This is a genomic window from Alteromonas lipotrueae (assembly GCF_019249255.1).
Taxonomy (GTDB): domain Bacteria; phylum Pseudomonadota; class Gammaproteobacteria; order Enterobacterales; family Alteromonadaceae; genus Alteromonas; species Alteromonas lipotrueae.
Genome location: NZ_JAESDJ010000012.1, coordinates 52,066 through 71,770, shown reverse-complemented (window position 1 = coordinate 71,770; position 19,705 = coordinate 52,066). Strand labels below are relative to the sequence as shown.

Below are 19,705 nucleotides of genomic sequence, written 5' to 3'. Positions count from 1 at the left end.
TACGTAATGGCAGATGTATCTATTGAAAAGCTCGCCAGCGACATTGGTACGACCGTTGACCGATTGGTTGGCCAGTTTAAAGACGCGGGTATTACAAAGAATGCCGGCGCTCAGGTTAATGAAGAAGAGAAAAAGAAACTGTTGGATCATTTAAGCAAGCAACACGGCAGCGCGTCCGAACCACAGCGCATGACACTTAAACGCAAGACAACCAGTACTATTAGCGTAGGCAAGTCGAAAGAAGTTAAAGTAGAAGTACGTAAAAAGCGTACTTACGTTAAGCGTACTGATGCTGAAGAGCAACAACGCATAGCGGAAGAAGAAGCGAAGTTAGCCGAAGAAGCACGTTTGAAACGTGAAGCAGAAGAAAAAGCTGCTGCTGAAGCAAAACAAGCTGCTGAAGAAAAAGCACGTAAAGCGGAAGAGTCAAGAAAGGCTGCTGAAGAAGAACGTGCTCGTCGTGCTGAACAAGCGAAGAAAGAGGCTGAAGCACGTAAGAAAGATGAGCCTGAAATGTCTGCTGAAGAAAAAGCTGCTCAAGAAGCTGCTCGTCTTGAAGAAGAACGTCTTCGTAAGGCTCAGGAAGAAGAAGCACAGAAGAAGCTTGAAGAAGATGCTAAGAAAGCCGCTGATGAAGCGCGTAAATTAGCAGAAGAAAACGAGCGTCGTTGGAAAGAAGAAGCTGAAGCTCGTAAGAAAGCGGAAGCTGAAGAAGTGCATTTACATTCAAATCGCTATGCTCAAGAAGCAGAAGACGAGCAAGACGCGCAAGTTGAGCGTTCTTCACGCCGTCGCAGAAAGTCTAAGCGAAATGCAGGTGAGCACTTGAAGCAAGGCTTCAATAAGCCAGCTCAACCTGTAGAGCGTATCGTTAAGCTTGGTGAAACTATCACTGTTGGCGAACTTGCTAGCAAGTTAGCGATTAAGTCGAACGAAGTTATCAAAACCATGATGAAAATGGGTGAGATGGCGACAATTAACCAAGTTCTTGACCAAGACACAGCAGTACTTGTTGTCGAAGAAATGGGTCATAAATTCGAACTGGTTAACGACAACGCGCTTGAAGAAGAATTGTTAGCTGATGATGGCACAGGCGGTGATAAAACTTCACGTGCACCTGTAGTCACCATCATGGGTCACGTTGACCACGGTAAAACATCACTACTTGATTACATTCGTCGCGCGAAAGTGGCTGACGGTGAAGCCGGTGGTATTACCCAGCATATCGGTGCTTACAAAGTACAAACTGATAATGGCGAAATTACCTTCTTAGATACGCCTGGACACGCCGCGTTTACTGCAATGCGTGCTCGTGGAGCAACGGCTACCGATATCGTTATCTTGGTTGTTGCGGCAGATGATGGCGTAATGCCACAAACGAAAGAAGCGGTTCAACATGCTCGAGCAGCGGGTGTTCCGTTAATTATTGCCGTGAACAAGATGGATAAAGAATCAGCCGATCCAGATCGTGTTAAAACTGAGCTTTCTCAACTGGAAGTTATTTCAGAAGAGTGGGGCGGTGAACACCAGTTTTGTAACGTTTCTGCTAAAACCGGTATGGGTGTTGATGGTCTTTTAGAAGCCATTAACCTTCAAGCTGAATTACTTGACCTACAAGCGGTAGCTAAAGGTCCTGGTCGCGGTATCGTTATTGAATCACGTCTTGATAAAGGTCGTGGTCCAGTGGCTTCAGTACTTATCCAAGAAGGTGAGCTGAAAGCCGGTGATATCCTACTGTGTGGTGAAGAGTACGGACGTGTTCGTGCAATGCGCGATGAGCATGGTCAAGAGCTTAAGCTAGCTGGCCCGTCTACCCCTGTTGAAGTACTAGGTTTATCTGGTGTTCCAGTAGCTGGTGAAGATGCAGCGGTAGTGAAAGATGAGCGTAAAGCCCGTGAAGTAGCGGCTAAACGTCATCAGAAGAAGCGTGAGCTTAAACTAGCTCGTCAGCAAAAAGCCAAGCTTGAAAACATGTTTGCGAACATGGAAGCAGGTGACGTTAGCGAACTTAACATCGTACTTAAAGCTGACGTACAAGGTTCTGTTGAAGCGATTGCTGAATCGTTGATTAAACTATCAACGGCAGAAGTTAAAGTTAACATTGTTGGTAGCGGCGTAGGTGGGATCACTGAAACTGATGCGACATTGGCAGCAGCTTCTGGCGCTATCGTACTTGGCTTTAACGTTCGTGCCGATGCAACTGCACGTCGCGTACTAGAAGCTGAAGAAATTGATTTACGCTACTACAGCGTTATCTATAGCCTAATCGACGAAGTGAAAGCAGCAATGAGCGGTATGCTTGCGCCAGAGTTCAGACAAGAAATTATTGGTCTGGCTGAAGTGCGTGATGTATTTAAATCGCCTAAGCTTGGTGCTATCGCTGGTTGTATGGTTACAGAAGGTGTGGTTAAGCGTAGCAATCCAATCCGTGTACTTCGTGAAAACGTAGTAATCTATGAAGGTGAACTAGAATCTCTACGTCGCTTCAAAGATGACGTACAAGATGTACGTAACGGTATGGAATGTGGTATCGGCGTTAAGAACTACAACGACGTAAAAGTTGGAGACCAAATCGAAGTCTTCGAAATCGTTGAAGTTAAACGCGAAATCTAATTGCCTAACTAAATCAGTATAAATAAAGCGGGGGCACAAGCCCCCGTTTTTGTCTGTCACTTTTCAAAATGAAACTAGGTTGTTTATAGGCTAAGCTTTACAAGGCTATGCCTAAAAGCGGATTAGCTTATAAAAGCCTGAGTGACTGGCGACTATCGCTGATTTAAAGACAGGAGAAAGTTATGGCTCGTGAATTTTCACGTACCGACAGAGTGTCGCAGCAAGTTCATAAAGAAGTAGCTAGCATTCTGCAAAATGAATACAAACACCGCGTTGGCGATATGCCGCTTATTACTGTGTCTGATGTAGATGTAACACGAGATTTAGCCCACGCTAAAATATATGTGACTATCTATAACAGCACAGAAGAAGAAGGCAAAAGACAAATAAAACAGCTGGCCGAGTTTCAGCCGTTTATTCGTAGTATTTTGGCTAAGCGTTTACGCATGCGCTCTGTGCCACATCTTCATTTCTTTGAAGATAAATCAATTATTGAAGGTATGCGCATTTCTAACTTGGTATCGCAAACCGTTGCGGCAGATGACGCGAAGCGAGATACCGACGAGTCAGAAGAGAAGGAATAAATGGCAAGGCGTCGTAAAGGCCGTGATATTAACGGCATAGTATTGCTAGATAAGCCATTAGGCGGTTCTTCAAACCAACTTCTTCAAAAGGTACGTTGGTTGTTCAAAGCTTCAAAAGGGGGGCATACAGGCGCGCTAGACCCTTTAGCCAGCGGTATGCTGCCTTTATGTTTAGGCGAAGCTACTAAGTTTTCGCAATTCTTATTAGATGCGGAGAAAACCTATGAAGTGACCGCAACGCTAGGTATTCGCACCAGCACTTCTGATGCAGACGGTGAAGTCGTTGAAGAAAAGCCGGTGACGGTAGATGAAGCGACGGTTCGAAACACATGTTTGCAATTTTTAGGCAAAAGCAAACAAGTGCCTTCTATGTTTTCGGCGCTAAAACACCAAGGCAAGCCTCTTTATCATTATGCTCGTCAGGGAATAACGGTTGAGCGTGAAGCGAGAGATATTGAAATATTCGAGCTTGAAGTTACTCGTATTGCGCTACCAGAAGTAGATATGCGCGTTAAATGCAGTAAAGGAACCTACATTCGTTCGTTAGTAGACGATATTGGTCAAATTCTTGAGTGCGGCGCTTATGTAACACGTTTGCATCGCACTGAAGTAGCCGATTATCCAACCGATAAAATGGTGTCTCTTGATACGCTAATTGCGACTCAAGAAGCACTAGATGAGGGTGACTTTGCAGCACTAGATGCATTTATGATCCCCATGGATACCGCAGTAAGTAGACTGCCTCTGGTTTGTATTAACGATGCTGAAAAACATCGTTTCGACAACGGTCAAAGTATTAAAGGCACGTGCAACGAAGCGTTAGTCGTCGGTCAGCCTTACCGGGTTTACTTCGGTGAAGACGAACAAGGTTTGTTTTTAGGCGTAGGTGAAGGCGTACAAGATCCAAAAGACCAAGTTGGGTCTAATGGCGATATTTTTGTCAATCCGAAAAGACGGGTTGTGTACAACCAATAAAGTTTACACTTTCCCTTGCTAACTCGCGCGCTGTCATTATAATACGCGCTTCATTCCGTCTGGCTGAATTAGTGATCGGCCGGACATAATTTAGGAGAATGTTATGTCACTAACTAAAGACGAAACTGCAACAATCATTGCTGATTATGGCGTAAAAGAAGGTGATACTGGTTCACCTGAAGTTCAAGTTGCGTTGTTAACTCACAACATCAACAAGCTTCAAGGCCATTTTGCTGATCATAAGAAAGACCACCACTCACGTCGCGGTCTTCTACGTATGGTTAGCCAGCGTCGTAAGCTTCTAGACTACCTTAAAGGCAAGAACGCTGAGCGTTATCTTGACCTAATTAAGCGTCTTGGCCTACGTCGATAAGCTTAAGTTTTTAATGAAAAAAGCACCCTAGGGTGCTTTTTTTATGTCTGTAAAACGTTGCCCCCACAGTAATTGTTGCGTATGTTTAGTATTGGTAATGCTTTAAGCATATGGAAATTACTGATAATAAGAGGGATGTATGTCATCAAATATTGATTACTCAACGTATTCACTGGAAGAATTGAAGCAAGCTCGCGCCGCTATTGACGATATTGAGCACCCTGAACGGGCGCAAGAGTTGGAAGAGCGAATCACGCAGTTAGAATTACCAGAGAATTCATCTACAGAAGCTCCATCTACAGGAGCTTCCTCCACAGTATCGACCGCAAGTGTTTTAAGAAAGGGTAAGGTTTCCTTTCATGGTAAAGCGTCAGAATTCTTTTCTATTTGGATTGTGAATTTATTGCTCACTATTGTGACATTAGGTATTTATTCTGCGTGGGCAAAAGTAAGAACCAACCGATACTTTTATGGAAATACCGAGATTGATGGTCATCGGTTTTCTTATCTAGCGAATCCTTTACAAATTTTAAAAGGCCGTATTATTGCGGTGTGTTTATTTGCTAGTTACTTTATTTTAAGCGCAATAAGCCCTATTGCGGGTGCGTTTATGGTGTTGGCCTTAATGCTATTCACGCCCTTTATGATAGTACTAGGTCAACGTTTCAGTATGCGTATGACAGGGTATCGAAATGTTCGATTTAAATTCAATGGCGGCTTTGGTGACGCGTTTGTAGTTTTCGTGGTGTTGCCATTCGTTAGCTTATTTACCATGTACTTGATGTTGCCGTGGGCGCTTAAGAAGATAGACGAATACCTCGTTGACGAATCAGCCTTCGGTGACAGTAGTTTTACCACCAAATTGAGCACGGGATCTTATTACGTTGCCTCACTCGGCGCTGTGGGCATTGTGGTGGCTGTGTTTTTGGTAGGTGCAAGTATAATGGGATTTGGCTTTACTAGTCTTATTCAAACACTAGAAAACGGTGCTCCTTTGGTGATGTTCACTTTGTTCGCCATGTATCTTATTGCCTATGCTATTTCATCTAGCTTTTATACCGCGCTTATCCGCAATCATATTTATGAAAGTAGTGAAATACCAAACGTGGCGCAATTCAAGTCCAATGTGGGTGTATTGCCGTTGGTATGGCTTAGAACAACCAACGTTATCGCTATCGTTCTTTCCTTAGGCTTTGCTATTCCCTGGGCGAAAATTCGCAGTGCTCATTTCTTTGCTAATGCCACTGAGGTCACTGTGTTATCAGGTATTGATAGCGTTACGTCCGTTAACACCGGTTCTGTGGGCGCGACAGCTGAAGAAGCGGCTACGTTGTTCGATGTTGATGTCGCATTAGGCTAGCCTAGTGATACCCGGGCAGTTATATCAATCAAAAGATTCAGCGGTAACATCAGTTATCGCGAATATTGAAAAAAATACATTGATCATTCGTTTATTAAATGGTGACAAGCGTGTTAAGGATGAGCAATGTGTGACAACAAGCCGTCTAGAAATAGACGCGAGCGATATTGCTGACAGTGGTGAAAGTGCCGGCGTTGGCAGAAGTGAAAGCACTGAGCCGCTAAGGTTTCAGCAATTTGAAGTCAATGCGAAGTCGAAGCTGGGTAATTTACCTCGAGAAATTACTCTACCTAACGACCGCTTACTGGTTTGCTCTCCATCGCCCCTGTTAGATCAGTGGTTAGATGGTGGGGCAGGTAGTCGTATCTCTCAAATGGAAACTAAAAAGCCTTGGCTAATTGCGAGTGTTTTATTAGTACCACTTTTACTCTATGTTATTTTCGTACAAGGCATGCCATGGGCGGCCGTTAAATTTGCTAACCAGATACCATACTCTATTAAATCCGTAGCTTCACAGCATACGTTGAGCGCATTAGATTATTCAATGTTGGAGCCTAGCACGCTACCTGATTTGCAACGTGAGCAGTTAATGATGGGCTTTGACACTGTTGTAAAGCAAGTTAGCGGACTCGGTATCGAAAGTAATATTCGGGTTCACTTTAGATATTCCGATTTGATTGGACCCAATGCCTTTGCGTTACCTGACGGCACCATAGTGTTTACCGATGACTTGGTAACACTGGTAGATGGCGACCAAGCATTACTTGATGCTATTTTGTTACACGAAATTGGCCATGTGGCACAAAACCATTCCATGCAATTGATAGCCGAGTCTTTATTTGCAACTCTAGCGATAAGTTACTTTTTCGGTGATTTAAGCGGAGCAATTGAGTCTTTTATGGGAATAGGCTCTAGTGTTGTGCAAAACCAGTACTCACAAAAGCATGAATGGCAGGCTGACAACTTTGCTATTTCACAATTAAAATTAATGCAACGCGATCCCGCTGACTTTGCAGACGTAATGCGTAAATTATCGAACGACAGTGAGCAGCAGGGCTCTGAAAATAGTTGGTTTCAATCTCACCCCTCAACAAAAGCACGTATAGAGAATGCTGAAAGCGCATCTTACAATGACTGATGGGTATCAGATAACCTAGTGTTAATGCCTACGTTTACAAAGGCCTAGCGAGGGTTTTCACCTAGATTTTGGCGTGCCTGTCTGTGTGGAATATAGTACGATTTCTGCCTTCGCCTTTAGCACGGTAAAGCGCATCATCGGCTTCTTTAATTAATGTTTCTACTTGTAAAACAGTGTTATGTTGCGGCATGGGTATTTGCGTCACGCCAATACTCACCGTAATGTTATCTGCTCGCGAGTAACGTAATTCTGCAATCCTTTCATGCAAATACTTACAATAGAGTCGGGCATTATTCTGGGTTGAGTTATATAGCACTATCAGAAACTCTTCGCCGCCCCAACGGGCAACAACATCGGTTTTTCGTGTGGCCGTTTTCAACGTATGTGAAAGTACACCAATAACCTCATCTCCTATATCGTGTCCGTGTTTGTCATTAATATTTTTAAAAAAATCAATATCAATAAGTAAAAAAGACACAGGAACAAACTTTCGGTTTACCTGATCGAGTAGCTTACGAATATCAGCAGAGGCAGCACGACGATTGAGTAAATTAGTAAGCGGATCGAGACGGGAGAGTAATGTGAGCTCGTCGGTTTTTAATTCCAAGCTGTCTCTCACTTCTATTAGCTCTTGATAGAGCTTGTCGCGACTCTTCGCTGTGTGCATAGACCAATAGAGTTGCTCACCATGCAGTATAACATTAGCCAATATTGGTATTCGTTCATGCTGCGCAGTAATGACAGTTAATTGAAGTTCCGAAAACCTACCCGAATCGAGCAAAGAAGGTCTCACATAGCTTTCAAAAAAAATTAAACTCGCCCGCGAAATAATGTTGGAAACGTTACTATCCGTAACGCCTTCGCGAGAATAACCAAGCAGGTCCAAAGCATCTTTGTTGCAAAAATTAATATTCCCGGAGCCTAAATCAGAGACTAAAAGTAAACTAGGAAAAAGGTCGAGCTTATCGTCCTTCAAGGTACGAAAGACTCTATTTTTTCTGCAATAGTTGCGGGGTTTGTCATATGCAAACAATGACCGTGAGCATCGATAACTTCAAGCGATGATAAGGGCGTATTTTCATGCATATATTTCCCGACTTCTACTGACGCTAATGAGTCGCTGCTACTTTGTAAAATGAGTGAAGGGAAAGCAATGGTTGGAAGAATATTTCTATAATCAGAAAAGAAAGTAGCTTTAGCAAAAGGTTTTGCATATTTGGGGTCGGTGGAACAAAAGCTGCTTTCAAGCTCTTTCACTAAACCGGGATCGTTTTCTCCCCCCATCACCAATGGCGCAAGGTAACTCGCCCACCCAATATAATTTTTGTCCATTAAGTTAATAAGCTCTGCCAAGTCTGCTTCTTCGAAACCGCCGAAATAATCCGGTGGTAGATTCAAGAAACATGGAGAGGGGCATACTAATACGAAGCTTGAAAAATACTGCGGGGCCGAAATTGAAGCAAGATAACCAATAATACCGCTTACCGAGTGGCCTATAAATGTCACTTCAGTTAACTCAAGTGCTTCACAAATATCGACGACATCTTGTGCATATCCTTCTAACGCTTCATACCGTGTTTTATCAAAAGCACTGACATTAGATTTTCCGCAACCTACATAGTCAAAAAGCACAATTTTGTACTTTTGCTTAAGATAGGGGGTAAGGTATTTCCACATGTTTTGGTCACAGCCAAACCCATGTGCAAGCATAAGCGTCTTTGTCCCTGAACCAATAATTTTTACGTTATTGTTGTCGATTATATGACTAGCGTTGGATTGGTGAATCATAGTTGCAGCCTGTTCTTACTCGAGCAAAAAAATAGCCTGAAAATAGCAATACACAAGGCTACCCACGGATATAATGTTTATAGCATCGAAGAGAGGCAGATTATATGCTACTTATGGTCAATAAATTCAGCGCAAAAAAAAGGAGCCATTTAGCTCCTTTAACGATTTATACACGTTTAAAATTAAGATTAGCCTTCCGATACGCTCGCAGTTGAAGAGGGCGCCGAGTTTGTAGCGCTCGTTGTGCTTCGAGAAACTACTTTGGTGGCTATCTCTCTTAGTTCATTTTCAAGGCTAGTAATGCGCCCAGAAAGAGAGCTGTTACGCTGCTCTAATACTGATAATTTGTCTGACAAATTCCGAACTTGTTGTTCACTGCTGCGTTTATCACCAGAGACTTGTTCTAATTGAACGTTAAAGGCAAGAATTTCGTCAGCCAATGAAGCCAGTTGATTTTTCACCGAACCAACTTGGCCCTGCTGGCTAGTCACATCATCGGCAACCTTCTTAATATTGCCCTGAAGCGCAGTTTGAACGTTACCAACTCTATCACCTAGGTCAGCAATTTCTTTTTGATTTCGGCGCCAGGCTGAAGCCCAAAGTTTGTCCATCTGCTCCCACAAATCATTGGTTTTACTGGCTAACTCATTAACTTTAACTTGCAAAGCCACGGTGGATTCGCCCATTTCTTCACCCGTGGCAGAAAGCTTTTTCTCTAATTCAAAAATGCGCTTTTCAGCGAGAGAAGCCACCATTTTTTGCTGTTCTACCAATGTGTACAGGTAGTAACATCCGCCACAGGCACCAAGGGCAATAAGTGCGATTAGGAATACCCAGAGGCCATTACCGCCGCCACTGCTATTCTCAGGGGCTTTGGGGGAGGGGCTGGATGGCGATGAGGAATTCGAAGATGCATTGGTTGGCGAAGGCTGACGCTTTTTTTGATAATCGCGACGATCTTCATCATCTAAGCGAATAGTTGGAAAATCATCGTTGTTCGAATTATTTGCCATAAGTTCTCTATTTTATCTCGTTTAAGCATTGGGTTAACTGCAACCTACCTCGTTGTAGGCGCAGCAACCGAAAATATAATTAATCGCGCACAATAACATCGATATTATATTGAATTAATTATAAATACCAATGGCGATTATGTATCATTATCAAACCATTCTACACGATACAAATCGCGGCGGCGATCTAGATAATTCCTCACGGAGCCCTCATTTTGAAGCTTAGTGAGTTTATCTAAATCTAGGTCCACGATTAGCGTCATTTCAGTGTTTGGGGTAGTTTCAGACACAATAGCATCATGGGGGAATGCAAAATCGCTAGGTGAAAATACCGCAGTTTGACCGTATTGAATATCAACGTTGTCTACTTTGGGTAAGTTACCCACGCTGCCAGCTATGGCCACATAACATTCGTTTTCAATCGCGCGGGCTTGTGCACAACGTCTAACGCGTAAATAGCCGTTCTTAGTATCTGTCCAAAAAGGAACGAACAGAATTTGCATCTCTTGTTCAGACAGTAACCGCGCAAGTTCAGGAAATTCCACGTCGTAACATATCAGTACTCCGATTTTTCCGAAATCGGTATCGAATACTTTAAGGCTATTGCCGCCTTTCATTATCCAATCTTTCTTCTCGTGTGGGGTAAGGTGTAATTTGTACTGACTCTCTATAGTGCCATCGCGCTTACAGATATAACTCACGTTATACAGTTCGTCTTCTTCTACCACTGGCATGGAGCCAGCAATAATAGTGATGTTGTAAGACACAGCAAGATGCGAAATGGAGGTAAGAATCTCGTCGGTATAAGTGGCCAAGTGCCATATTGCATCTATCGAAGTATCAGACGGACTTAGCCCCATTAATGGCGCGTTGAAAAACTCAGGAAACAATGCCACATCGCAGGAATAATCCGATAACGCGTCTACGAAATATTCAACTTGTTGAAGGAGTTCTTCCACATTATTGAAGTAACGCATTTGCCACTGAATACAACCGATACGCGCGCTCGATTTACGGCCAGTAATAAGTGACGGATTATTCGGCTCATAATAGATATTGTGCCATTGCAGTAACGTTGCATAGCCTTTGGACGCTTCGTCCTCGGGCAAATAGGCACTGAGAACCTGTTTTACCTCAAAACCATTAGACAGCTGAAAAGTAAGGATAGGATCGTATATGTCTTTAGATTTTACCTGTTCAATGTATTCATAGGGTGACAGTTCTTTTGCGTAATTCTTATAAGTAGGAATACGCCCGCCAGCCATAATTGACTTCAAGTTCAGGTTTCTACATAACTCTTTGCGCGCTTCGTACAACCGTCGACCTAGTCTTAGCCCTCGATAGTCGGGACAAACGATGACTTCAACGCCATACAACACATCACCGTTTGGATCGTGGGTAGTAAGATAGGCATCGCCAGTAATTTCATCGTAACTGTGTTTGTCGCCGAATTGGTCGTAATCCACAATGACAGAGATAGCAAAGGCCACCACCTTGCCTTTGTCTTCAATACAAATTTGACCTTCAGGGAATGTGGTTACTTGCGCCTTGAAGTTGTTATAAGGCCAAGCCCCCCCAACGTTTGCATACACGTTGTCCATTAATGATTTAACGTCGTTGTAATCGTCTAAGCGCAAGTTACGTAGCGCTAGATGATGTTCGGTTTCTTCAATGACTGTTTGATCCTGACTCATGCCTTTACCACCAGTGTTTGTTTTTCATATTTGAGCATAATTATTTCCGTGGGGCTAACGGTATTAATTCTTGTTTGACCAAGCTTTTGAAGCAAGTTTTATTCCCATTAAAACCAATGCTTTACAACTAGAGGGATTGGGTCTTTCACAATTGTTCGTAAACTGTGCATTTATCGCTTGCTGCACCGGTCACTTAGGCGTATAAACCCGCATCCGTTTACGCGCGCCACTGCTGCGCCAAGCCAGAATCAATCATGGAACGTTTTTCGTTAGATTTACCTTCACCTCTTTATGTTTTTGATGAAGATTATTTCAGTAGTATCGTGAGCGATTTACTCGAAAAGGGCTTTAGTATTAGGCCGTTAGGCGTACCTGAATTTGTTATAGATACACTGGTCGCTTGTCAAGATACATTGTCTAAGCAAGCATATCGGCGCGCCGGAATTGGTCGGGCTGAACAATTTCAACACCTAGAAAAAGTCAGAAGCGACGAAATATGCTGGATAGACGGTACCTCGTCAGAAGGCCAATTGTGGCTAGAATGGTGTGAGGCTTTAAGGCTGTACATTAATCGCCATTTGTTCATGGGGTTATTTTCATTCGAGAGCCATTTTGCTTGTTATGCTCCCGGTAATTTTTACAAACGTCATCTAGATGCTTTCAAAGGTCAAAGCAATAGAATGTTATCGGTGGTGACTTATCTAAATGAAGATTGGCAAACTACCGACGGTGGTGAGTTAGTACTATATACTAGTGAGCAGGATGACATTGGGGTTAGGGTGTTACCTGAAAAAGGCACTATTGCGATTTTTCTTAGTGATCTATTCCCGCACGAGGTACTCACCGCAAAACGTGAGAGACACTCCGTTGCGGGGTGGTTTAGGTTGAATACCAGCATTAATGAAAATATTGATCCACCAAAGTAATTCACCTATAGCTAAACCCTTGCTTCTAATGCTAGTATCGAGAATATAAGTCAAAAGTATAATTCCCAAGTGATGCGGTTACTGTTACACCCCAACAGTAGGTTATTGACTTATAATATCGTAGATAGTTAAACCCTCCATTTAACAGATGCGGTAACTACGGTAAGTCTCAGGGACAAGAAAAAAGTGATTAGTTGAATGTTGGAAAAAATTCCTGCCCCCACCTCTAAAGAGGATTTGCGCGTTCTGGTCATCGACAACCAGGGTTTAGTGCACGATGTAGTAGCCTCTGCGTTGCATGCTATTGGTATCAAACATGTAGTGAGTGCATTTAATGCCTTTCACGCTATTCGTTTGTGTGAAGAAAAGCGTTTTGATTTCGTGCTGCTTGCATTCAATGTTAGTCATGATAAAGACGGCTTTCATTTATTCGAAGAGCTTAAGCACTTAAATCATATCAATGATACCACCACGGTTATCTTTTTGAGTGCCGAAACCTCGCCTGAATTGGTCAATTGCATTGTTGAGTTGCAGCCCGATGATTTCTGGGTAAAACCATTAACGCCAAGCAGTATAGAGTCTCGTTTAAATTACTTACTTCAGATACGCTATAAGCTTCATAAAATGCTCCATTGTATGAAGATTGGCGACTATTCTACTGCGATGTACTATGCCGAACGTCAATTAAAAGACGTGTCACTGTTAGACTATCACCCCAGAATTAGGCGCCTTATTGGCGAGTGTTTGCTGCAACTGCGTGATTATGAAACGTCTGAAAATTATTACCGTGAATTACTGCAAACCATGGATCATGCGTGGGTACATATTGGTTTAGCCCGTTCGTTGTTACGACAGGATGAGTTGGAAGAAGCGCAATCAATGGTTGAAGATTTATTACTTCGTCGAGATACCCGTTTTTTAACCTATGACCTGTTGGCACAGTACTTTATTGAAAAAGAACAATTTGAGTTAGCTTACGAACAAATGAAAGAAGCGAGTAAGTTAGCGCCTCGTAATATTGAACGCAATAAGCGATTGTGGGATTTGGCAAGGCTCAACCACGACAAAGTAGGTCAGTTGTCTGCGGTTCAAAATATGGCGAAGTTTGCCAAGAATTCTATTCATGACTCACCGGAACTTTCTTTAAATGTAATTCGTTCTACTATCGATTTAGCCACCAGCCTTGGTGCTGGGGAAGGTGATAGATACATACAGCGTGCACAAAATGACTTAGAAGAGTTCAGTCAGCAAAAAGGGGTTCAAATCCAACTTGGCGATCAAATTGACGTAATTAAAGCGCGTATGTTGTGTCTTCGAAATCAAAAGAAGTCGGCCGAAGAAATCATGAACGCCAGTTCAGTTCGCACCACTGGGCAATCGATGGAAGATAACCTAGACAAAATGAAAGCCTTTCATGAACTAGGCATGCGTGAGCAGTGCATCAGCATACTGGAGAAGCTTAAAACGCAAATTGAAGGTGATACTTTTTCCTCGCAAGTCGTCGATGAATATCTAAAACAAGAGTCTATTGAACGCACAGAGATACAATTCACGACTAAAGAACTGAAGAATATGGCTACGGTGCATTATAAAGAGAACCGGTTGCAACCTGCTTACAATAATTTGCGCCAAGCACTCACCATTTCGCCAAAAGATAAACAAATTGCATTGAGCTTAATGAAGGTATTGCTTCAATTGCACAGTACCCAACCCTTAAGTGATGAGCAATTGGAAGTGGTCACACTGGCAGCACGCATGTTAACTAACGAAAAGTTATCAGCTTCACAAGCAGACAAGCGCGATCAGTATATTGATAAGTTAGGGCTTGAGGTAGAAGCGCCTCACGATAAGGAAGCCTTGGGCGTTCTTGGTCACCCTACAGCATAAATGAATACATTGGACAGTGAGGCTTGCTCCGTATAGTTATGCCTGCATAAACTAAATAATACTCGGATATAAAGCAGATATAAAAAAGGGATGGTTTTTAAACCATCCCTTTTTTAGTTTTAAACCGCCAGCATTTATTTACGGGGTTATTTTTGATGAATTTACTTAGCTGAACGGCGGCGAAAGGTTAGCACACCCGCCATTAGTGCTAAAATGAAGCCCATAGAACCACCAGAATCGTTATCAACTTCAACTACATCGTCACCTTCATCTGGTAATTCTGCTTCTAAGTTGAAGGTTGCAATGAACGGGTCGTGATCTGAGCTACGGAATGGACCTACATCAGTAAATGCATAGCCGTCTTCATCAGCGTAATAGGTCAGCGCTTGATCATACTGGAATTGGTAAACTTCAGGAGAGTTAATACTCCAATGTGCACCATCTACCGCATCAGCAAGCATGGTTTCACTTGCTAGCACATGGTCTAAGCTACCTACTTGCTCTGTACCGTAGAACCAGTAAGAGTAACCTTCTGCATCAAACTCTTCTGCAAGATTTACGTAACCATAATTAGCGGTTACTTCTACAGAGGCACCATCGTCCATACCTGTATTTGCTGCGGTCATTACCGTGTAGCCTTGGGTTTCAGCGGTGTAGTCGGTAAGAACAGCAACAGGATCTTCAGCGCTGTATGAGTTCAAGTCACCTAACACTAGAATACGCTCAGGTAAGCTCTCATCACTTAATGCTTCACCAAGGGTAATAGCAGCAGATACACGTAGTGCATTACAGCTACCTTGAATAGCATCAGTTTCACTCACTTCTTCAGCAATATCTTCACCACACTGTGAACCTTTCGATTTAAAGTGGTTAACGGCAACAGCAAAGGTTTTACCGCTTTCAAGGTGCGCAAACGATTGAATTAAAGAAGGGCGCATTTGTGCCACACTGTCTTCATCAATTTGCTGAATTGGCATATCTACTACTTGTGCATCACCTTCAGGCGTTACAATAGAAGCGCGGTATAACAAACCAACGGTAATAGCATCGGTACCAATTTCTGTGCTATCAGCTGTGCTGATAAATGAGTACTGTTCGGTATCGGCAAGTTCAGCGTTTACCGCAGCCACTAGGCTGACAATAGCACTGTCATCGCCAAAGCCGTCGTTTTCAATTTCCATTAAGCCAACAACGTCAGCGTTTAAGCCAACAATGGCTTCAACGATACGGGCTTCTTGTAATGCAAATTCAGTTTCGTCTTCTGCACCACGGTTTGCATCGAAATCGAAAGTTACATCGCCGTTAGCATCTACTTCGCCATTGAAGTAGTTCAATACGTTGAAGGTAGCAATCGATAAGTTACCTTCAGTTACTACCGGGTTCGCTTCGCGAGTAGAGGTTACTGTTATCACATCGGTAGGGTTAATTCTAAACGCACCGAAGCTATAGTTTAGCGGGCCGCTTGCAGACACAGTATCACCAATACGAATAGCATTTGCGTAGCTAAAGGTAGGGAAGTAGTTAACGGTGTCTGGGTAACTAGAACTGCTGTTATCTTCAATCTTAAGTAAGCTGGCTTCTGAGGCTGCAACTGCTTCAACGTATGCGTCTGAAAGTGGTGCTGCTACGTCGCTAGGCTGGCGTTTAACGCTGTCACTTACTTGAATTTCGCCGTAACGCCACAAATCGTTTGTGCTAGTTACCGTAGCATCAACAACAGAAGCTAGCATGCCTTCAAATGGCTCAAGAGAATAATCGTAAGGCATATCGATAGTTGTCATCAATACGTCATCGCTTGCGCCACAATCAAGTGCAGTTACATCGCTGTCTAGGTTCAGCGTAGTCATGCCGTAATTTTCAACAACTTCACCATATAGGCGAGCAACGTTACCTACCGCAACGGTAGTGCTACCATTAACGAAAATACCTTCAGAAGTGGCATCATCACCATCACTATCTGCTGTTTCTTCTTGTAAGAAGAAACCGCCTGCACCCATGCCCGTAACAATGGCTTCAACAATATGGCTGTTACCAACTTCTTCTGAAGCATCGCCGCTCCCTTGAATGGTACTAATAAGGGTTGCTGCGTCAGCACAAACACCTAGCTCAATGACAGGCTCTTCTGGTGGAACTTCATCATCACCGCCGCCTTCAGTACTAAAAGTAGCAACAGGGAAGGGGGTCGCTGCAGCAGCATTGGTTGCTGCATCATCTAATGCGTCCACGCCGCTGTAAGTCCAGTTGTCAGATGAGAACGTACCGCCATTAGCGACTGAACCATCTTTTCGGTAAGCCCAGCCGTCTAGGTATTCCCAAGCTGTGCCATTCCCGTCAACATTAATGTCACCGAAAGTATCGATAACCGCGTCGTTTTCGAAAAGCTCTACCGCATCATCGCCATTAATTCCCATGGCGGATGAATCATAGTCTGGTGCATAACCGAAAAATTCCGTAAAACCATCAATTTCAGATGCTACATAAATATAGCTACCCGCTGAGGCACTATCTGCTGGAAACGTAAATTCTACACCATCAGTACCGCCGCCATTATTGGCTGAGCCAAGCCCGTATACTGATAAGTCGGCAATATCGTTTACAACGTAAAGCTCAACAGCTTTAGGAACGCCGCCGGTGAGTGATGCATCGACAACACCGCTGATAACTAAGTCGCTGGCATTGGCCGAAAATGCAGTAAGAATACCTGCTGTTATAAGTGACAATGGAGTTTTCACTGGTTGTTTCCCTCTTAGGTCTTTTATTATTAGGTCTGTCAAAGCAGACCCTCTTTGTTATTGCTAGACCTAGCCTATAACGATAATGCCAACGCAGGAATGACTTAACGTTATTCAAGTTTATTTTTAATTAAAATATAATAATCAATGGGTTAACTCATATAAATAAAGTTATTTATGACATTGGCTCGTCATAAATGGCAATTCGGCGTCGATAAATAACACTACAAAGACTAAATAGTTTTCAGCGCGCTCTGGTTGTCGTCAAACGATAAACCCCTGCGTTAACTGTGTTTTAGCGTATCGCAAAACCAGTTGTGGTCATCGATAACCTGCCTTGCATAGTGATTAGCATTAGTAATTAGAGCGTTATTGGTGTCGTCGGTTAACGCCTTTACCGCACTTTTGGCAAAGCGTGTACTTCGCCTATCACCTCGGCAATGCGCTAAGGCAAGGGTGTAACCGCAGAGTTTAGCAAAGTATCCAAAGTCACCGTTTAGCGCTTTATTTCCCATACCAATATCATGAGGATCTAGCCCCACTTTAGCGTGGTGACGAGAGCGAATTAACCAGTGTGCATTGTCCCATATAACCTCATCTAACAATAGGTCTGGGCGGCGTTGCATTCGTCGTTGGCTGCGGGCGGTTAAATGAGCAGGGTTCAATTTATTCACCGGGCACACATTATCGAAGTAGAATAAGGGCGCGGCTTTGCGCTGTTGTTTCACCTCAACAATATGGCAATAACGAAAACTTTCAGCGTTATGCGGTTTTTTGGGGCCAACTAAAAAATAAAAGCGGCGCATATTTACCGAACCAGTTCCGGCATTTTCTCTGCTGGTGATATCGACAATGTCATCATCCATATAAGGTGCGAATGCCGCTAAGACCTGCTGATGTTCCGTTGGGCTCAACGGCGTGTATTTATCGGTGATGTGCTTAAATTTAAGTCCATCCTGCGTTAAATGTACCGCTTTTGCTAACGCACTTTTAGATTCGAACTTTTCACCACAAGAAGAGCGCTCCAATGCTTTGCGATAGAATTTTTTCAATTTGCCATCGGGCTCTTGCTCCATAGCTTCATTAATAACGGTCGCCTTTTCAGTTACGCGCTGGCATGTTGCCACGTACTCTTGAATGAAAAGGGATTGAGCATGTTTAACCTGATGGCGGTCTACCGCAGGTTTTAGCGGGTCTGGCATGTCTATCAAAAAGCGGCCTTCAGAAATACCTTTGCAATGGGCTTCTACGAGAGACAGTGAAGTAAGATAGCGAAGAATATCCCAATGTGCATAGCCAACACAGGCATCGTCAAAATCGTTCGGCGTAAAAATAACGGTATCGCCGTGTGAGCCTTCCTCAGTAATAAAGCCAAAGTTAGACGTGTGGCAATCACCCATAACACTGGTCAGTGACATCGAAAAACAAGCGTCTGGTACTGGTAAATGGTGATTCGCTAAATCCGCATAAAATAATTGTGCGCTACCGCGGTAAAACACGAAGGGGCTTTGGGCCATTTTCAAATGTTTAGCTAAGTGAGGAGAAGGTAAGGTGCCATCAATTCTGGCAATTTCTTGATTAAGAAATTTCGCGCGATCCATAACTGCAATGCCGTTGTAACAATGATGGCGTTAACATTACCTTTATTGGTTTTTGAATGCGAGGCTTGCGTGGGGAGGTGGAATGTGAGAAATTTCGCTCGTTCGGGATTTTTGCGGTTATTTAATATTATTGATTGGTAAACTTGATTGAAACATTCAAAAATACCAATTAGTTTTTTTAAAAAATCCGCGCTATTCTTATCACCAGTTTCAACGAAGTCGATTTTGCAAAACAGCAAAGCGCTGAAAACAAAATGGGCTTTGTAATTTTTCGTACTGTTGTATTTATAGACCAAGTGTCGTAAGTACAAAACAACACTCACTAAATGGAGAAAGTAAACATGGCATTAATTAACACTGCTATCAAACCGTTCAAAGCACAAGCATTTAAAGACGGCGAATTCATCGAAGTAAGCAGCGAAGATATCAGCGGTAAGTGGGCAGTATTTGTTTTCTATCCAGCAGATTTCACATTTGTATGTCCAACTGAACTTGGCGACATTGCTGATAAGTACGAAGAGCTTCAGTCTCGTGGCGTAGAAGTATTCTCAGTATCAACTGACACTCATTTTACTCACAAAGCGTGGCACGATTCGTCTGACACTATCAACAAAATCAAGTTTGCAATGATTGGCGACCCTACTGGTGAAATCACTCGCAACTTCGATTGTATGCGTGAAACTATGGGTCTTGCTGACCGTGCAACATTTGTTGTTGACCCAGAAGGCATCGTTCAAGCGATGGAAATCACTTCTGAAGGTATCGGCCGTGATGCAGACGACCTAGTTCGCAAAATCAAAGCTGCTCAGTACGTTGCTTCTCACCCAGGCGAAGTTTGCCCAGCTAAATGGAAAGAAGGCGAAGCTACACTAGCTCCTTCTCTTGACTTAGTAGGCAAAATCTAAGCAACCGCTTAGCGCTTATAAGTAAGTAATGGGAGTGGGTCTCCACTCCCTATCAAATTAATTTCCAATTCCTGCTTATGTTGTTAGCCTGAAAAATGGTTGGCAGGGATCGGCGT

The 19,705-nt window shown here is 43.2% G+C and carries 15 protein-coding genes; 9 read left to right on the top strand and 6 right to left on the bottom strand.

Going from position 1 to position 19,705, the window contains the following annotated elements; translation table 11 throughout:
• Positions 1-6: 6 nt before the first annotated feature.
• The 6 genes from infB to KYS23_RS20945 all read left to right on the top strand — a co-directional run bounded on the left by infB (position 7) and on the right by KYS23_RS20945 (position 7,043).
• Positions 7-2,613, top strand: a complete 2,607-nt coding sequence (gene infB / locus KYS23_RS15655; RefSeq protein ID WP_159529873.1) for a translation initiation factor IF-2 — start codon at positions 7-9, stop codon at positions 2,611-2,613.
• Positions 2,614-2,795: 182 nt separating this feature from the next.
• Entirely contained in the window at positions 2,796-3,197 is a 402-nt protein-coding gene (rbfA, locus tag KYS23_RS15650; RefSeq protein ID WP_013783814.1) for a 30S ribosome-binding factor RbfA, read from the top strand.
• Positions 3,198-4,172, top strand: a complete 975-nt coding sequence (gene truB, locus KYS23_RS15645) for a tRNA pseudouridine(55) synthase TruB (protein ID WP_159529875.1) — start codon at positions 3,198-3,200, stop codon at positions 4,170-4,172. It abuts the gene before it with no gap.
• 103 nt (positions 4,173-4,275) lie between these two features.
• Positions 4,276-4,545 carry a 30S ribosomal protein S15 gene (gene rpsO / locus KYS23_RS15640; RefSeq protein WP_013783816.1) on the top strand — a complete coding sequence of 90 codons (270 nt, stop codon included), beginning with the start codon at positions 4,276-4,278 and terminating at the stop codon, positions 4,543-4,545.
• A 139-nt stretch (positions 4,546-4,684) separates the two neighbouring features.
• Positions 4,685-5,905 (top strand): YjgN family protein, encoded by a 1,221-nt coding sequence (locus KYS23_RS15635; RefSeq protein ID WP_218419323.1) that lies wholly within the window; start codon positions 4,685-4,687, stop codon positions 5,903-5,905.
• A gap of 4 nt (positions 5,906-5,909) precedes the next feature.
• Positions 5,910-7,043 (top strand): M48 family metallopeptidase, encoded by a 1,134-nt coding sequence (locus KYS23_RS20945; RefSeq protein WP_218396337.1) that lies wholly within the window; start codon positions 5,910-5,912, stop codon positions 7,041-7,043.
• A gap of 61 nt (positions 7,044-7,104) precedes the next feature.
• On the opposite strand, the gene KYS23_RS15625 is transcribed toward KYS23_RS20945, so the two are convergent.
• The 4 genes from KYS23_RS15625 to KYS23_RS15610 all read right to left on the bottom strand — a co-directional run bounded on the left by KYS23_RS15625 (position 7,105) and on the right by KYS23_RS15610 (position 11,538).
• Positions 7,105-7,752: a GGDEF domain-containing protein gene (locus KYS23_RS15625; RefSeq protein ID WP_218419321.1), complete on the bottom strand. Its 648-nt coding sequence runs from the start codon at positions 7,750-7,752 to the stop codon at positions 7,105-7,107.
• Between the two features lie 263 nt (positions 7,753-8,015).
• Positions 8,016-8,831: an alpha/beta fold hydrolase gene (locus KYS23_RS15620; RefSeq protein ID WP_218419319.1), complete on the bottom strand. Its 816-nt coding sequence runs from the start codon at positions 8,829-8,831 to the stop codon at positions 8,016-8,018.
• 188 nt (positions 8,832-9,019) lie between these two features.
• Positions 9,020-9,844, bottom strand: coding sequence for a hypothetical protein (locus KYS23_RS15615; RefSeq protein ID WP_218419317.1), 825 nt, complete (start codon positions 9,842-9,844; stop codon positions 9,020-9,022).
• Positions 9,845-9,981: 137 nt separating this feature from the next.
• Positions 9,982-11,538: a carbon-nitrogen hydrolase family protein gene (locus KYS23_RS15610; protein ID WP_159529887.1), complete on the bottom strand. Its 1,557-nt coding sequence runs from the start codon at positions 11,536-11,538 to the stop codon at positions 9,982-9,984.
• Between the two features lie 254 nt (positions 11,539-11,792).
• Between KYS23_RS15610 and KYS23_RS15605 the strand changes: the two genes are divergently transcribed.
• Together KYS23_RS15605 and KYS23_RS15600 are read left to right on the top strand one after the other, a co-directional pair.
• Entirely contained in the window at positions 11,793-12,464 is a 672-nt protein-coding gene (locus tag KYS23_RS15605) for a 2OG-Fe(II) oxygenase (protein ID WP_218419315.1), read from the top strand.
• 198 nt (positions 12,465-12,662) lie between these two features.
• Positions 12,663-14,351, top strand: coding sequence for a response regulator (locus KYS23_RS15600; RefSeq protein WP_159529891.1), 1,689 nt, complete (start codon positions 12,663-12,665; stop codon positions 14,349-14,351).
• 161 nt (positions 14,352-14,512) lie between these two features.
• On the opposite strand, the gene KYS23_RS15595 is transcribed toward KYS23_RS15600, so the two are convergent.
• Together KYS23_RS15595 and KYS23_RS15590 are read right to left on the bottom strand one after the other, a co-directional pair.
• Positions 14,513-17,083, bottom strand: a complete 2,571-nt coding sequence (locus KYS23_RS15595) for an ExeM/NucH family extracellular endonuclease (RefSeq protein WP_159529893.1) — start codon at positions 17,081-17,083, stop codon at positions 14,513-14,515.
• 284 nt (positions 17,084-17,367) lie between these two features.
• Positions 17,368-18,684, bottom strand: a complete 1,317-nt coding sequence (locus KYS23_RS15590; RefSeq protein ID WP_159529895.1) for a DUF2252 family protein — start codon at positions 18,682-18,684, stop codon at positions 17,368-17,370.
• Positions 18,685-19,025: 341 nt separating this feature from the next.
• Here KYS23_RS15590 and ahpC point away from each other — a divergent pair, with 341 nt between their 5' ends.
• Positions 19,026-19,589 (top strand): alkyl hydroperoxide reductase subunit C, encoded by a 564-nt coding sequence (gene ahpC / locus KYS23_RS15585; protein WP_013783827.1) that lies wholly within the window; start codon positions 19,026-19,028, stop codon positions 19,587-19,589.
• Positions 19,590-19,705: the final 116 nt, after the last annotated feature.

Coding starts and splice junctions, on each gene's coding strand:
- infB (WP_159529873.1), top strand. CDS start 7: ATGGCAGATGTATCTATTGAAAAGCTCGCCAGCGACATTGGTACGACC.
- rbfA (WP_013783814.1), top strand. CDS start 2,796: ATGGCTCGTGAATTTTCACGTACCGACAGAGTGTCGCAGCAAGTTCAT.
- truB (WP_159529875.1), top strand. CDS start 3,198: ATGGCAAGGCGTCGTAAAGGCCGTGATATTAACGGCATAGTATTGCTA.
- rpsO (WP_013783816.1), top strand. CDS start 4,276: ATGTCACTAACTAAAGACGAAACTGCAACAATCATTGCTGATTATGGC.
- KYS23_RS15635 (WP_218419323.1), top strand. CDS start 4,685: ATGTCATCAAATATTGATTACTCAACGTATTCACTGGAAGAATTGAAG.
- KYS23_RS15620 (WP_218419319.1), bottom strand. CDS start 8,831: ATGATTCACCAATCCAACGCTAGTCATATAATCGACAACAATAACGTA.
- KYS23_RS15615 (WP_218419317.1), bottom strand. CDS start 9,844: ATGGCAAATAATTCGAACAACGATGATTTTCCAACTATTCGCTTAGAT.
- KYS23_RS15610 (WP_159529887.1), bottom strand. CDS start 11,538: ATGAGTCAGGATCAAACAGTCATTGAAGAAACCGAACATCATCTAGCG.
- KYS23_RS15605 (WP_218419315.1), top strand. CDS start 11,793: ATGGAACGTTTTTCGTTAGATTTACCTTCACCTCTTTATGTTTTTGAT.
- KYS23_RS15600 (WP_159529891.1), top strand. CDS start 12,663: ATGTTGGAAAAAATTCCTGCCCCCACCTCTAAAGAGGATTTGCGCGTT.
- KYS23_RS15590 (WP_159529895.1), bottom strand. CDS start 18,684: ATGGATCGCGCGAAATTTCTTAATCAAGAAATTGCCAGAATTGATGGC.
- ahpC (WP_013783827.1), top strand. CDS start 19,026: ATGGCATTAATTAACACTGCTATCAAACCGTTCAAAGCACAAGCATTT.